Origin of the sequence: Nocardia rosealba, assembly GCF_020216065.1 — a bacterium.
GTDB lineage: Bacteria > Actinomycetota > Actinomycetes > Mycobacteriales > Mycobacteriaceae > Nocardia > Nocardia rosealba.
In genome coordinates, this window is sequence record NZ_JAIWNA010000004.1 from 162,783 (window position 1) to 176,357 (window position 13,575).

At 68.0% G+C, this 13,575-nt stretch carries 15 protein-coding genes; 6 read left to right on the forward strand and 9 right to left on the reverse strand.

What is annotated here, in order from left to right; translation table 11 throughout:
* Nucleotides 1-4 precede the first annotated feature (4 nt).
* The 3 genes from LDL21_RS17575 to pepN all read right to left on the reverse strand — a co-directional run bounded on the left by LDL21_RS17575 (nt 5) and on the right by pepN (nt 3,935).
* Entirely contained in the window at nt 5-610 is a 606-nt protein-coding gene (locus LDL21_RS17575) for a ClpP family protease (protein WP_067486178.1), read from the reverse strand.
* A 124-nt stretch (nt 611-734) separates the two neighbouring features.
* A complete protein-coding gene (locus tag LDL21_RS17580) occupies nt 735-1,187 on the reverse strand; it encodes an SRPBCC family protein (RefSeq protein ID WP_225280991.1) in 453 nt (150 codons plus the stop codon).
* 156 nt (nt 1,188-1,343) lie between these two features.
* Nucleotides 1,344-3,935 carry an aminopeptidase N gene (pepN, locus tag LDL21_RS17585; RefSeq protein ID WP_225280992.1) on the reverse strand — a complete coding sequence of 864 codons (2,592 nt, stop codon included), beginning with the start codon at nt 3,933-3,935 and terminating at the stop codon, nt 1,344-1,346.
* Between the two features lie 166 nt (nt 3,936-4,101).
* On the opposite strand from pepN, the gene LDL21_RS17590 reads away from it, so the two are divergent.
* The gene (locus LDL21_RS17590; RefSeq protein WP_225280993.1) at nt 4,102-4,938 is read left to right on the forward strand and encodes a phosphoribosylaminoimidazolesuccinocarboxamide synthase; all 837 of its coding nucleotides are present in this window, start codon (nt 4,102-4,104) and stop codon (nt 4,936-4,938) included.
* A 15-nt stretch (nt 4,939-4,953) separates the two neighbouring features.
* On the opposite strand, the gene LDL21_RS17595 is transcribed toward LDL21_RS17590, so the two are convergent.
* The gene (locus LDL21_RS17595) at nt 4,954-5,310 is read right to left on the reverse strand and encodes a winged helix-turn-helix transcriptional regulator (RefSeq protein ID WP_225280994.1); all 357 of its coding nucleotides are present in this window, start codon (nt 5,308-5,310) and stop codon (nt 4,954-4,956) included.
* 126 nt (nt 5,311-5,436) lie between these two features.
* Between LDL21_RS17595 and LDL21_RS17600 the strand changes: the two genes are divergently transcribed.
* The gene (locus LDL21_RS17600) at nt 5,437-6,255 is read left to right on the forward strand and encodes an NAD(P)-dependent oxidoreductase (protein ID WP_372462197.1); all 819 of its coding nucleotides are present in this window, start codon (nt 5,437-5,439) and stop codon (nt 6,253-6,255) included.
* Between the two features lie 74 nt (nt 6,256-6,329).
* On the opposite strand, the gene LDL21_RS17605 is transcribed toward LDL21_RS17600, so the two are convergent.
* Complete coding sequence (locus LDL21_RS17605; protein WP_225280996.1) at nt 6,330-7,088, reverse strand: NAD(P)H oxidoreductase; 759 nt, start codon at nt 7,086-7,088, stop codon at nt 6,330-6,332.
* Between the two features lie 124 nt (nt 7,089-7,212).
* Here LDL21_RS17605 and LDL21_RS17610 point away from each other — a divergent pair, with 124 nt between their 5' ends.
* Nucleotides 7,213-8,175: an AraC family transcriptional regulator gene (locus LDL21_RS17610; RefSeq protein ID WP_225280997.1), complete on the forward strand. Its 963-nt coding sequence runs from the start codon at nt 7,213-7,215 to the stop codon at nt 8,173-8,175.
* Nucleotide 8,176: 1 nt separating this feature from the next.
* On the opposite strand, the gene LDL21_RS17615 is transcribed toward LDL21_RS17610, so the two are convergent.
* Both LDL21_RS17615 and LDL21_RS17620 read right to left on the reverse strand, forming a co-directional pair.
* Nucleotides 8,177-8,668, reverse strand: a complete 492-nt coding sequence (locus LDL21_RS17615; RefSeq protein WP_225280998.1) for an NUDIX hydrolase — start codon at nt 8,666-8,668, stop codon at nt 8,177-8,179.
* A gap of 39 nt (nt 8,669-8,707) precedes the next feature.
* The gene (locus LDL21_RS17620; RefSeq protein WP_225280999.1) at nt 8,708-9,118 is read right to left on the reverse strand and encodes a MarR family winged helix-turn-helix transcriptional regulator; all 411 of its coding nucleotides are present in this window, start codon (nt 9,116-9,118) and stop codon (nt 8,708-8,710) included.
* 64 nt (nt 9,119-9,182) lie between these two features.
* Between LDL21_RS17620 and LDL21_RS17625 the strand changes: the two genes are divergently transcribed.
* Entirely contained in the window at nt 9,183-9,602 is a 420-nt protein-coding gene (locus tag LDL21_RS17625; RefSeq protein ID WP_225281000.1) for a MarR family winged helix-turn-helix transcriptional regulator, read from the forward strand.
* A 9-nt stretch (nt 9,603-9,611) separates the two neighbouring features.
* On the opposite strand, the gene LDL21_RS17630 is transcribed toward LDL21_RS17625, so the two are convergent.
* A complete protein-coding gene (locus LDL21_RS17630; protein ID WP_225281001.1) occupies nt 9,612-10,832 on the reverse strand; it encodes an NAD(P)/FAD-dependent oxidoreductase in 1,221 nt (406 codons plus the stop codon).
* Nucleotides 10,833-10,980: 148 nt separating this feature from the next.
* Between LDL21_RS17630 and LDL21_RS17635 the strand changes: the two genes are divergently transcribed.
* Nucleotides 10,981-11,622: a mycothiol-dependent nitroreductase Rv2466c family protein gene (locus tag LDL21_RS17635; RefSeq protein WP_225281002.1), complete on the forward strand. Its 642-nt coding sequence runs from the start codon at nt 10,981-10,983 to the stop codon at nt 11,620-11,622.
* Between the two features lie 126 nt (nt 11,623-11,748).
* Here LDL21_RS17635 and LDL21_RS17640 read toward each other — a convergent pair whose 3' ends face one another.
* Nucleotides 11,749-12,984 (reverse strand): M48 family metallopeptidase, encoded by a 1,236-nt coding sequence (locus LDL21_RS17640; protein ID WP_372462198.1) that lies wholly within the window; start codon nt 12,982-12,984, stop codon nt 11,749-11,751.
* A 36-nt stretch (nt 12,985-13,020) separates the two neighbouring features.
* Here LDL21_RS17640 and LDL21_RS17645 point away from each other — a divergent pair, with 36 nt between their 5' ends.
* Nucleotides 13,021-13,494, forward strand: coding sequence for a ribose-5-phosphate isomerase (locus LDL21_RS17645; RefSeq protein WP_225281003.1), 474 nt, complete (start codon nt 13,021-13,023; stop codon nt 13,492-13,494).
* Nucleotides 13,495-13,575: the final 81 nt, after the last annotated feature.

A 13,575-nucleotide genomic window follows, 5' to 3' on the forward strand; every position in this document is an offset into this window, starting at 1 on the left:
GCTCCTAGGCCGTGATGCCGATGCGGCGGCGATTGGGGACGACCTGGTCGAAGGACTCCACCACGTGGTCGATGAAGCCGTACTCGAGGGCCTGGGTGGCGGTGAACCAGCGGTCGTGCAGGGAGTCCTCGTAGACGCGGTCGAACGGCTGGCCGGTGTCCTCGGCGATCAGTCCGAGCACGGTGTCGACGGTGTAGCGCAGGTCGTCGGCCTGCACCTCGACCTCGACGGCACTGCCGCCGATACCCGCCGAGCCCTGGTGCATGAGGATGCGGGCGTGCGGCATCGCGTACCGCTTACCGGGCGTCCCGGAGGACAGCAGGAACTGCCCTGCGCTGCAAGCCAATCCGAGCGCCAGTGTGGACACCTCGCACGGCACCAGCCGCATCACGTCGCGGATGGCGAGCATCGACGGCACCGAGCCGCCGGGGGAGTGGATCCACAGCGAGATCCCCGCTTCGGGTGCCTGGGCGGCCAGGGTGAGCATCTGGGTGATGAGCAGGGTCCCGTTGTCGTCGTCGAGCGCACCGTCGAGCACGAGAATCCGCCGCCCGAACAACTGCTCACGCATCCGCCAACTGAACATCGGTGCTTTGTCGTCGTGTGCCATGAGTCAACGGTGCCTCGCGCACACCACAATTCGCCGCCGATGCTGCCCCCAGCAGATCTGCTCACAGCAGCGAACACGGCGACACCGGAGCACGGCGGCCGTGCCGTGATGACAGCGAATTGTTTCAGCGGGAGGCGGAGACTCCGAGGTCTCTCGCGCACGCATCCAGGATCTTCCCGAAAACCATCGCGGCGATCGGTGTGGTGAGCCGGGTGATCGTGGCGGCGGCGAACGGGGCCTTCACCTCGCCGACGCTCGTCCAGCGCACCCTGGTTCCGCCCGGCTCCGCCGTGAACGTCATGGTCCCGCCGTCGTGCCGCGACGGCGGAAAACTGCGTTCGACGAGGTAGTCGAAGGCATGCGGCGGGTCGTATCGGGTGATCCGCTCGGTGAACCGGCCGATCAACCACAGGTGCCGGCGAACCGCGCCGACGCCGTAGGGCGCGTCTGTCCCCGGCCGGACCCAACGATTACGCAGCACCCAGAACGAACGCCCGTAATTCCTGGTGTCGGCGCACCATTCGAAGACCTGCTCGATCGGCGCCGCGATAAAGCGCTCGGCCGCAATGGTTTCCATCCCGCTTCTCCTTCGAAGATCGACATGGAGGAAATCCCCCGACTCGAATACTACTCTCAGTAGTAGTTCTGTCGTGGCGAAATGGGTCGAGCTACGCCGTGCCGGAACGGCCGATGGCCCCGATCCGGCGAGATCGGGGCCATCGGGTCCGTGGCGCTACTTGGCGTCGAATTCCCGTGCGCGCAAGGCGCGTTCGATGCCGGCGCGACCCTCCGAGACCAGGCGGTGCAGGGCAGGCGGGTGGTCACCGGCGAGGAATTCGTCGGCCTCGGCCATCGCTTCCTCGGTGATCGCCCAGTGCGGGTACAGGCCGACGACGACGGTCTGGGCCACCTCGCTCGAGCGGCGTTCCCAGACGGCGGGAACCTCGGCGAAGTAGCGGTCGACATACGGGGTGAGCAGCTCACCCTGGCCCGCGGGGGCGAAGCCGCCGACGATGGCGCGGGCGGTGATGTTGGGGACCGTGTCGTCGCCCATCACCGTGTTCCAGGCCTGTTCCTTCACCGCCGCCAGCGGGCGGGCAGCGCGGGCGGCGGCGGCCTGGCGCTTGCCCGCCGCTGTCGGGTCACGGTCCAGCTCGGCGTCGATCACCGGGGACTCGGGCCCGTCGGCGTCGATGCGTCCCGCGGCGGCCAGTGCGGTGACGACGCGCCAGCGCAGGTCGGTGTCGACAGTGAGCCCGCCCAGCCCGACCTCCACCGGATCGCTGTCGAGCAGCTGGGCGAGCGCATCGGTGTGCCGGGTGTCGAGCTTGGCGCCGGTGAGCGCGTTGACGAACGCCAGCTGATGATCCGAACCCGCCTCGGCGCCGCGCGCCAGTTCCAGCAGCCGATCGGCGAAACCGGGCCAGCCCTCCTGCTCGGCCCAACCGGGCTCCGCGTAGCTCGAGATGGCGGTCGCGGCCTGCATGAGCAACCGCTGTACCACCCCGATCTCGGACTCGGCGCCGATCCCGCGCTGCACGAGCGCCACGAAATCGCGCGCCTTCATCTCTGCCTGCCGGGTCATCTCCCAGGCCGCCGACCAGGCCAGCGTGCGCGGCAGTGATTCGGCGATGTCACCGACACGGTCCACGACCACCGCGAGCGAATCGGGATCCAGGCGCAGCGAGCAGTAGGTGAGGTCGTCGTCGTTGACCAGTACCAGGGCCCCACGCGGCACCCCGACCAGCTCCGGAACCTCGGTCCGCGCGGCGGCGTCGAGGTCGAGCTCGATGCGCTTGGCACGCACCAGCTTTCCGTCGACATCGTCGTAGACACCGATCGCGATCCGGTGCACGCGGTACTCGCCCGCACCCGGTGCGGCGCCCTCCTGCACGACGGCGAAACTCGAGAAGGTGCCGTCGGCCGCGACGGTGAAATCGGGCCGCAGGATATTGAGGCCCGTGGTCTTGAGCCACTGCGCACCCCAGTCCGACAGATCACGCCCCGACGCCTTCTCCAGCGCGGACAGCAGATCGTCGAAAGTGGCGTTGCCGTAGGCATGTTCGGCGAAGTAGTCGCGCAGACCGGCCAGGAACGGCTGCAACCCGACATAGGCGACCAGCTGCTTGAGCACCGAGGCGCCCTTGGCGTAGGTGATGCCGTCGAAGTTCACCTCCACCGCGTGCAGGTCGGGGATGTCGGCCGCGATCGGGTGGGTCGAGGGCAGCTGGTCCTGGCGGTAGGCCCAGGACTTCTCCACATTCGCGAAAGTGGTCCAGGCACTGGTGTATTCGGTCGCCTCGGCCTGGCACAGCACCGACGCGAACGTCGCGAACGACTCGTTGAGCCACAGGTCGTCCCACCACTTCATGGTGACCAGGTCGCCGAACCACATGTGCGCCATCTCGTGCAGCACCGTCTCTGCGCGGCGCTCGTACGACGCGCGGGTCACCTTGGACCGGAACACATAGTCCTCGAGGAACGTGACCGCGCCCGCGTTCTCCATCGCGCCCGCGTTGAACTCCGGCACGAACAGCTGGTCGTACTTGCCGAAGGCGTACGGCACACCGAAGTTCTTGTGGTAGAAGTCGAAACCCTGCTTGGTCTCGGTGAACAGCCGCTCGTGGTCCATGTGCTCGGCCAGCGAGGCCCGGCAGAACAGGCCCAGGGGGATCTCGCCGTGGCTGTCGGAATAGGTGTCGGTCCACGTGGCATAGGGACCGGCGATCATCGCGACCAGGTAGGTGCTCATCCGCGGCGTGGTCGCGAACGTGTGGCGCACGACGGCGCCGACCCTGTGCTGGTCGATATCGGCGCCGTTGGACACGACAACCCAGTCGCTCGGCGCCGTCGCGACCACATCGAAGGTGGCCTTGAGATCGGGCTGGTCGAAGCAGGCGAACATCCGCTTGGCGTCGGCGGTCTCGAACTGCGAGTACAGGTAGACCTTGCCGTCGGCCGGGTCGACGAAGCGGTGCAGGCCCTCACCGGTGTGCGAGTACTCGCAGTCGGCCACCACCACGAGCTCGTTGTTCTCGGCCAGGTCCGACAGGGCGATACCGGTCTCCTCGGCGTAGGAACTCACATCGAGGTCCCGACCGTTGAGCACCGCCGAGCGCACCCGCGCCGCGACCAGATCGATGAAAGTGCTCGCCCCGGGCTTCGCGGTGAAGGTGACGGTCGTCGTCGAACCGAAGGTGTCCGACACCGCCGAATCCGCCCCGCGCGGCTGGTCGGTGAGGTCGAGCTCGATCCGGTAGTTGTCCACGGCCACCACGGCCGCGCGTTCGACCGCCTGGTCGCGGGTGAGATTCGGGGCAGACATTGATCTCCTTCGTCGTCGACGAACACGGCACGCCTCGCGCGCTCCGGCCTCGGCCGCGCGCACATCAGCGTCCACAATGCCACTTGCCGCCGACACCCGCTCACGGGTTTCGGCCCCCTCGGTACAGTGCCTACGGAAAAGTTCGCACCTACCAGGAGGCTCGACGTTGAAGCATGTGCACGCCGGGAAAGTCCGTGACCTCTACGAGGACGGCGATACCCTGCTGCTCGTCGCGTCGGACCGCGTCTCGGTCTACGACGTGGTGCTGCCCACGCCGATCCCCGGCAAGGGTGCGCTGCTGACCCAGCTGTCGAACTGGTGGTTCGAGTACTTCACCGACATTCCCAACCATGTGGTGTCGGCCACCGACGTGCCCGCCGAGTTCGCCGGGCGCGGTATCCGGGTGAAGCCGCTGAAGATGCTGCAGGTCGAGTGCATCGCGCGCGGGTACCTGACCGGGTCGGGACTCAAGGAGTACCAGCAGTCGGGCACCGTCTCCGGTATCGCGCTGCCCCCGGGGCTGCGCGACGGCGACAAACTGCCCGAGCCCATCTTCACCCCCTCGACCAAGGCCGCCGAAGGCCACGACGAGGCGATCAGCTTCGCCGACGTGGTGAACCAGGAAGGCCGTGAGGTCGCCGAGAAACTGCGGGACCTCACCCTCGAGATCTACACGCGCGGTGCCGAGCACGCGGCAAAGGCGGGCGTGATCGTCGCCGACACGAAGGTCGAATTCGGCTGGGACGGTGAGGTTCTCACCCTCGGTGACGAGGTGCTCACCTCCGACTCCTCGCGCTTCTGGCCCGCCGACGAATGGGAGCCCGGCCGCCCCCAACGCTCCTTCGACAAGCAGTTCGTCCGCGACTGGTCCACCTCTACCGGCTGGAACAAGGAATACCCCGGCCCGGAGATCCCCGCCGACGTGGTCGAGGCGACCCGGCGCAAGTACGAAGAAGCCTACGAGCGCATTACCGGTGCGAGCTGGACGGGTACCCGGGGATAGTCTTCGCCGCGCTCGTCAGTGCACGGGTGCGGCAACACCTTTCACCGCACAGATGTGGTCCATCTGCTCGTTTCCCCATTCGCCGAGGCTCACCAGCGCGGCGTTGAGCGAGACCCCGCGCTCGGTGAGGGAGTACTCCACCTTCGGTGGGACCTGCGGGTAGATCTCACGGCTGATGATGCCGTCGTGCTCCAGTTCGCGGAGCTGCTGGATCAGCATCTTCTCGGTGACACCGGGGACGAGGCGTTTCAGGTCGCCGAAGCGCTGGGTGCCGGTGGACAGGGCCCACAGGATCAGGGCCTTCCACTTGCCGCCCACCACGTCGAGGGCGGCATCGATGCCGCATGAATACGGATGCTGTCGCTGCTTCATCTTCGCCTTACTTACTTTTTTGTAGGTATTGCACTTCACAGTCGGTACTTGTGAAGTCTAGCGCAACGGGCGAATCTGGAAGTGCATCGCCGAGCGACGGCGACAACCTTTCGGACTAGGGGAGCAATGAGCAACTCGACTGCGGTACAGCGCGTTTCGGTGATCGGTCTCGGCGCGATGGGTGCCGCGCTCGCGAAGGCGCTGCTGGCGGGTGGACACGAGGTGACGGTGTGGAACCGCACCGCCGCGCGGGCCGAACCGCTGGTTGCCGAAGGCGCGACGGTGGCGACCACCTCGGCCGAGGCGATGGCGGCCGGGGACCTGGTGATCCTGTGCGTCCTCGACGACGCGGCGGTGCGCGAGCACGTGGAGCCCGCCGCCGAGCAGTTGCGCGGCCGCGTGGTGGTGAATCTGACGACCACCACCCCGGAACAGGGGCGCTCGCTCGGCCGCTGGGCCGAGGCGAACGGCGTGGAGCTCGTCGACGGCGGCATCATGGCGGTGCCGTCGATGATCGGCGGGCCCGCGGCCTTCCTGCTCTACAGCGGTATCACCGCCGCGTTCGACCGGTTCCGGCACGTTCTGGATCTGTTCGGCCGCGCCGAATGGGTCGGTACGGACTACGGTGCCGCAGCCATGTACGACCTGGCGATTCTCGGCGGCATGTACTCGATGTTCGCCGGCTTCCAGCAGGGCGGGAAGATGGTGCGCACCACCGGTGGTTCGGCTGCTCACCTGGCCACCCTGATGGGCCCGTTCCTGCAGGCGATGGCCGGGATGTTCGCGCAGTACGCACCCGGCATCGACGACCCGGCAACCTATGTTCCCGAACAGAGCGCCGAATTCACCGCGGGCGCGCTCACCACCATCAACACCGCCGCGGACGAGGCGGGTACGCCCTCCGAGTTGCTTCAGGTGCTGCTGAAGACGGTGCCCGGCATCTGAGCCCGAGTACGCGGTCCGACCGTGCGAAAGTTCCGCGATCGGACCGCGCTGTGTGCCCGGCGACCGGGCCGGGGTCAGGCGTTCACCAACTCGGCTGCGAGGAGTTCGTCGACGAAGCCCTCGGCCCGCGCGTCGAACGCGGCGTAATGCGCGGCTCGTGCGTCACCCGCGATGGCCTCGCCGATCACCAGATTGCCTTCGGCGTCGATGGTTTGGGGCTGGTCCTCGGCGTCGGGCAGCAGGCCGACGCGGGAGTCCGCGAAGCCGCTGTAGTACGCCAACCCCTCGTTGAGCTGGGCCTCGAGTAGCTGCTGCATGCCGGGAACGATCGCGTCGCCCGCGGTGGCGCCCGCCAAACCCAGCCACAGGATGCGTTTGCCCGCCAGCTTCGGCTTGCTGCGGCCGTAGGCGAAACCGTAGTTCCAGACGCTGTCGATCCAGCCCTTGAGCATGGCGGGAACGCTCTGCCAGTACACCGGGAACACGACGACGATCACGTCGGCGGCCTGGACCCGGCGCATGTGCGCCTCGATGGTCGCCGAGTACACCTTGTCGCGATTGCCCCATTCGGGCTGGTCGGCGACGGTCATCCGGGGTTCGAAGTTCTCGCGGTGCAGGTCGAGGAAGTCGATCGCGTACCCGGCGGCGGTGAGCCGGGCGACCGCGCGGTCGGCGACATGAGCCGACAGGGAATCGGCGCGGTGATGCGACAGGACCACCAGGGCCCGCCGGTCGATCGCCGATTCTCCTGCGTTCCCGGGGTGAGCGAGGCCGGTGGACGCGGGAGGCGTTGCGGTGCGCGCGGATTCGGGTGTAGCGGAGGGCTGCGACATGGTGACTCCCTGGTCATCGGTGGTGCGGGCGGTTTGCCCTGTGTGCTTCGAGTCAACCGTGAATCGCGTGGACGATCTATGGGTGATCATCTCCAGTCGATAGGAATTCGTCTACGCTGGTGGCGTGGATCCGTTGAGTTCGCTGTTGAGTGGCATTCGTGCCGAAGGATCGGTCGTCACGCACGCCGTGCTGCGGTCGCCGTGGACCATCCGTTTCGCCGACCGTGCGCCCCTGGTCATGGTCACCGTCCTGTGTGGTGGCGGCACTCTCGTGCTCGCCGACGGGTCGTCGACCCGGCTGGTGGCCGGAGACACCGCCGTCGTCCAGGCCTGCGAACCGTTCCACCTGGCCGATACCCGCGCCACGCTCGACCGCCCGCACATGGGCTACGAGTTGTCGTGTTTCGTGCCCCGCGGTTTCGGCCCGGCCGATCTCGCCTGTGCCACACCGGAACTCGTCGAGACGGCGACCGGCGCGCCCGAGGAGACATCGCTCGTCGTCGGCGCCTATCGGGCGTCCGGGCGACGGCACGAACGGCTGCTGCGAGCGTTGCCGCCGGTGATGGTCGTCAGCGACGACCCGGAGGTCTGCGCGTGGCTGGAACAGTCCGCCGCCGACGCGGTCCGGCTCAGCGCGGGCTCACAGGCGCTGATGGACCGGCTCCTGGACTGGGCGCTGGTGTGCACGCTGCGCACCTGGCTTGCGGCACAGCAACATTGCGCGCCCGCCTGGTATCGCGGTATGGCCGACCCGGTCGTCGGGCCCGCGCTCGAGGCCATCCACAACGATCCGTTCCGGCGCTGGACGGTGGCCGATCTGGCGGCCGAGGCGGCGGTGTCGCGGGCCCTGTTCGCGCGCCGGTTCAGTGAGGTGATGGGCGAGACGCCGCTGGCCTATCTCACCGAATGGCGGATGGCCGAGGCCGAGGAACTGCTCGCCGACCCGAATCGTAGCGTCGCCCAGGTGGCGACGACCGTCGGCTACTCCGATGCGTTCGGGTTCAGTGCCGCATTCAAACGCCTTCGCGGACAGAGCCCTTCGGAATTCCGCTCCACGCTGCGACAGCCCGCCCTGGCGAGGGCGTGAGTCACGGCGTCGGGGCGGTACCCGCGAGGTGCTCGGCCAGGCGCTGCAACAGCGGACGCTGGCCCTTGACCAGCTTGGGCTCGGCGATCGCCGGGGCGGACCAGCCCACCCGGTCGATCTCGGGGAACTCGCCGAGACGGCCCGAGCGCGGCGGCCACTCCATGGTGAAGGTGCCCGGGACGATCGCGTCCGGATCGAGATCGCCCTCCACTGCCCACACCGTGACCGTCTTACGGCGCGATCCGCTGCCGTACTGCACGTCACCGAGCGCGATCCACGGGCCGTCCGGCACCGGCAACCCGAGCTCCTCGGTGAACTCGCGTGCGGCGGCCACCTCCGCCGATTCGACCCCGATCTCGTACTCGCCCTTGGGAATCGACCACGCCGACTCGTCCTTCTTCGCGAACAACGGTCCGCCCATGTGCCCGATCAACACCTCGATCCCGGCCTCGCCACGCCGGAACACCAGTACACCCGCGCTGTAGACATTCACGCCGTCGAGTCTGCCAGGTGCGGGAAACGCGGTGGCGGCTCAGTCGAGGGCGTCGACGAAACGGGTGAGCAGGCGGGCGAATTCGGTGCGCTCGGTGGGGGTCCAGCCGGACATGGCGCGATCGAAAGCGCTCTGGCGGCGTCGGTGGGCGGCGGCGAGGATGCCGGTGCCCCGGTCGGTGAGCTCCAGGAGTGACCGTCTGCCGTCGGTCTGATCGGCCACGCGGCGCACCGAGCCGTCGGCCACGGCGGCGGCGACCAGCTTGCTCGCGCGCGGTTGGTCGACGGCGAGGGCGGCGGCGACGGTGGAGACAGTGGGGCTCTGGTGTGCCTCGATGACGTCGAGTACATCGAACACCTGCCCGGTCGGCGCGTCCGGCGACAGCGTCCGCCGGGTTTGGCGGCGCCGGATACCGATCATGGCTCGTTCGATGTGCTCGATCTCGTTCACGCCATCATGATAGCCTTTTACATGTACATGTCCTTTGACATATACATGCGTTGGGAGGTTTCTCATGGCTGAGCGTCGGCTCATCGGGTACCAGGTCAAGCGGCTGGACCAGCTGATCGAGGCCGCCTTCGACCGTGCCGTCGAGTCCGTCGGCATGACGCGCCGCGAGTGGCAGACGCTCTCGACGATTGAGTGTGACCACCCCGACCATGCGGAATTGGTGCGAGCGCTTCGCCCGTTCTGGGAGCACAACGGCGAATCCGTCGACGCGGTGATCCAGGGCTTGACCGAACGCGGCTGGATCACCGGTGCATCGACGGGTCGCTGGGAACTCACGTCAGCGGGTCGACGCGCCTACGAGTCGGCGACCGATTCCGTGGGGACCATCCGGCGCCACCTGTCCGACGGCATCGGCGCGGACGAATTCGCCGCCTGCACAGCGACTCTCGAACGCATGATCGCGAACCTCAAGTCGGCGACCTGAGCTGCTCGCTCACAATTCGGTGTTCGGATCCGCCAGATGCTCGGGGTCGACCGGTTCGCCCGAGGTCACCAGGTCCTTGATGCGATCGGTGACATCCCAGACATTGACGTTCATGCCCGCGCGCACGCGGTTGTCCCGGTCCAGCCAGAAGGCGACGAATTCCGGTTTTGCCACATCGCCGCGGACGACAACCCGCACGTCGTCGTCGCGACCGACATAGCCGGTGTACTCCATGCCGAGGTTGTACTGGTCGGTGAAGAAATAGGGGAGGCGGTCGTAGGTGGCGGGCTTGCCGAGCATCGTCAGCGCGGCGACGGCCGGCTGATTCAGGGCATTGGCCCAGTGCTCCACGCGTACCCGCTTGCCCAGTAGCGGATGCAGCTCCTCGGCGATGTCGCCGACCGCCACCACATCCGGGTCGCTGGTGCGCAGGGACTCGTCGACCAGGATGCCGGTACCGGTGGCCAGCCCGGCGGCTTCGGCGATCTCGATATTCGGCTGCGCACCCACCGCGACCAGCACCGCGTCGGCGGGCACCACCTGGCCGTCGTCGAGCTGTACGCCCGTGGCCACGCCGTCCTCGGTGAGGATCATGTCGACGACGACACCGGTACGCAGGTCGACACCGTTGCCGCGATGCAATTCGGCGAACACGGTGCCCATCTGCGGACCGAGCACCGACACCAGCGGCAGCTCCGCCGCCTCGAGCACCGTCACCTCCACCTGCCTGGCCCGCGCCTGCGCGGCGACCTCGAGCCCGATCCAGCCGGCGCCGACGATCACCAGCCGATGCTTCGAACGCAACACCTCGAGCAGCCGATCGGAGTCACCGATGGTGCGCAGGGTGTACACATTGCTCGCCTCGGCGCCGGGAACGTCGAGTGTGCGCGGCCGCGACCCGGTGGCCAGCGCGAGCTTGTCATAGGACAGGGTCGAACCGTCCGGCAACGACACCGTCCTCGCGGCCGGATCGAACGCCTCGACCGTGGTACCCAAGCGCAGGTCGATGTGGTGATCGCGGTACCAGGCCGGCGAATCCACCGTGAAATCCGGCAGCTGCTGATCACCGGCCAGGTGCTGTTTCGACAGCGGCGGACGCTCGTACGGTAGGTCGTCCTCGGCCGCCAGCAACGTCACCTGGCCGTCGAAATCGTTGGCGCGCAAGGCTTCGGCCAGTTTGGCGCCGGCCAGCCCACCACCGACGATCACGAAATGCTGATTCGAGCTCATACACGGACTCCTTCTCACGGACGTTCCGGTTTCCCTCACCGTCGAGCCTAGCCGCGGCCGGCGATCAGGGGAACGAATCAAGCACCGGCACGGTTGCACCAACCAGCGGGCCGCCCTGCCCGCCCCAGCTGACCCGAGAGGAAGACCCGTGAGCGATCAGGCCACCAAGGATCTCGCCGAATTCTGGTTCGACCCGCTGTGCCCGTGGTGCTGGATCACCTCGCGCTGGATCCTGGAAGTCCAGCAGGTACGCGACATCGAGGTCCGTTTCCACGTGATGAGCCTGGCCGTGCTCAACGAAGGCAGGGACCTGCCGCCGCAGTACGTCGAACTGATGGCCGCGGGCTGGGGCCCGGTGCGCGTCGCCATCGCCGCCGCCCAGAAGCACGGCGAGGAGATCCTGGCCCCGCTCTACACCGCCCTCGGCACCCGCATCCACGACCGCAAGGCCGAGTTCGAACGCGCCACCACGCAGGAAACCCTGACCGCCGTGATCGCCGACGCCCTCGCCGAACTCGACCTGCCCGCCGAACTGGCCGAGGCCACCGACAGCACCGACTACGACGAGGCGCTGCGGGTGAGCCACCACGCGGGCATGGACAAGGTCGGACCCGATGTGGGCACGCCGACCATCCACGTCAACGGGGTCGCGTTCTTCGGCCCGGTGCTCTCGCGCATCCCGCGCGGCGAGGACGCCGGCCGGGTGTGGGACGGCGTCGTCGCCCTCGCCTCCTACCCGCACTTCTTCGAACTCAAGCGCACCCGCACCGAAGAGGCTGTGTTTGATTAGCGGCTGGCGCCGCGGGGTTTTCGGCCCGGAAGGCCTCGAATCCGAGGGGCGATACTGCGGCTTCGCCGTTACGTCTCGCCCCTCGGATTCGAGGCGGCCGAAAACCCGTGGTGGTTGCGTCGGGGCTCAGAGCGGTTTCGGGGGGAGGGCTGGGGGTGCGGTCTGGAGGGGGTAGCCGCCTGGGGGTGGGAGCATTCCGGGGTGGGGTGGGGTCGGGTGCCAGAACATGGGGCCCGGTTTGCTGCGGTCGCGCAGGGCCCACATTCGCCAGGTGAGGACCGGGTGGCTGGACATGGCGTTCACCAGCAGGACGAAGCCGCCCTTCTCGGTGGCGGCGCGGTCGGCCATCTCGTCGAAACCGACCTGTGTGTTGAGGTACTTGCCTGCCGCGAGGGTGGCCATCGCGCCGGCCGCGCCCTGGTGGCGGTTGCAGAAGCCGTGATTGTCGGCGGTGTACTCCTGCGCGCGGATCAGCGACGACCCGAGAATCGGTAGGTACGGCGCGACGAACATGCCGAGCTGGCGCCAATACGACACGTGACCAGCGGCGATATGGCCCACCTCGTGGCCGATGATGAAGGCGAGCGCGTCGGGCTCGCGTGCGGTGCCACCGATCTCGAACAGATCGCTGTAGACCACGACGAACCGGCGGAACCCGTGCCCGGAGGCGAAGGCGTTGATCTGGCCGTTGCCGAGGATCACGTACGCGTCGGGCGCCTTCGACATGCCGAACCGCGCGGCCGCCTCCTGCACCATCCGGTACCCCTCGGGGAACTGGGTGGGTGACATCTTCACCCCGTTGATCCGCATACGCGCGAAATTCATGCCACGTCCGGCCCACAGCAGCACCGGCGCGAACAAGAGCACCAGCACATACGGGCTGGTCAGCAGCGAGCCGCCGGACTCGGGCTGCCCCTGGGCGTCGACAACGGGCTCGGCGACCAACTCCACAAGCAACATCAGGATCGCCAGCAGATACGCCACGCCGGTGATCATGATGACCACCACGAGCAGCGGAATCTCCCACGGATGCCGCGCGGGCATCCCGAACGGCGAAAGCCCACGCGGCATCGGCTGCGTCGTCCCCGGCGGGCCTCCCGGCGGGTAGAAACCTTGCGGCACAGACGGATACGCACCCGAACGCGGCGCGGGAAACGCACCGGTCGGTGGGCCCGGCTGCTGCCACGGCGACGACCCGGCGAACCCCGGCTGCCCCTGCGGCCACGGGGGCGGTGGATATTCGCCCGGCCGCGGCGTGGGCTGGTCGGCGGGGGTGGCGTCGCTCGGCCGGTCGGCGGGTTGGCCGGAACGCTCCGGTGGGGGACCTGCCGAATGCGGTGAATGCGGTTCGTGCGGGTGCATGAAACGACTCTAAGCGCGCCTGCGACAATCGCAGCCATGCGCGTTTACCTGGGTGCCGACCATGCCGGTTTCGAACTGAAGAATCACGTCAAGGCCCATCTGCTCGAGGCCGGACACGAGGTCGTCGACTGCGGCGCCCTCGAATACGACGCTCTCGACGACTACCCCGCCTTCTGCATCGAAGCGGCGCGGCGCACCGTCGCCGACCCGGGCTCCCTCGGCCTGGTCTTCGGTGGCAGCGGCAACGGCGAACAGATCGCCGCCAACAAGGTCCCCGGCGCCCGCTGCGCCCTGGCCTGGAGCGTCCAAACCGCCAAGCTGGCCCGCGAACACAACAACGCCCAGCTCATCGGCATCGGCGGCCGCATGCACACCACCGAGGAAGCCCTCGCCATCGTCGACGCGTTCATCGCCCAGCCCTGGTCGGAAGAGCCACGCCACCAGCGCCGCATCGACATCCTCGCCGACTACGAGAAGTCCGGCGAAGCCCCCGCGGTCCCCGCTTACTGATCCGCCTCCCCGCGAATTTCGGCCAGACTCAGGTGCGGGATGAGTCCCTGACGCGGCAAGCTCTCTCGAGGTGGCCGGGTC

Coding starts and splice junctions, on each gene's coding strand:
- LDL21_RS17630 (WP_225281001.1), bottom strand. CDS start 10,832: ATGAGCTCGAATCAGCATTTCGTGATCGTCGGTGGTGGGCTGGCCGGC.
- LDL21_RS17640 (WP_372462198.1), bottom strand. CDS start 12,984: ATGCACCCGCACGAACCGCATTCACCGCATTCGGCAGGTCCCCCACCG.
- LDL21_RS17595 (WP_225280994.1), bottom strand. CDS start 5,310: ATGAAGCAGCGACAGCATCCGTATTCATGCGGCATCGATGCCGCCCTC.
- pepN (WP_225280992.1), bottom strand. CDS start 3,935: ATGTCTGCCCCGAATCTCACCCGCGACCAGGCGGTCGAACGCGCGGCC.
- LDL21_RS17580 (WP_225280991.1), bottom strand. CDS start 1,187: ATGGAAACCATTGCGGCCGAGCGCTTTATCGCGGCGCCGATCGAGCAG.
- LDL21_RS17600 (WP_372462197.1), top strand. CDS start 5,437: ATGAGCAACTCGACTGCGGTACAGCGCGTTTCGGTGATCGGTCTCGGC.
- LDL21_RS17645 (WP_225281003.1), top strand. CDS start 13,021: ATGCGCGTTTACCTGGGTGCCGACCATGCCGGTTTCGAACTGAAGAAT.
- LDL21_RS17625 (WP_225281000.1), top strand. CDS start 9,183: ATGGCTGAGCGTCGGCTCATCGGGTACCAGGTCAAGCGGCTGGACCAG.
- LDL21_RS17605 (WP_225280996.1), bottom strand. CDS start 7,088: ATGTCGCAGCCCTCCGCTACACCCGAATCCGCGCGCACCGCAACGCCT.
- LDL21_RS17575 (WP_067486178.1), bottom strand. CDS start 610: ATGGCACACGACGACAAAGCACCGATGTTCAGTTGGCGGATGCGTGAG.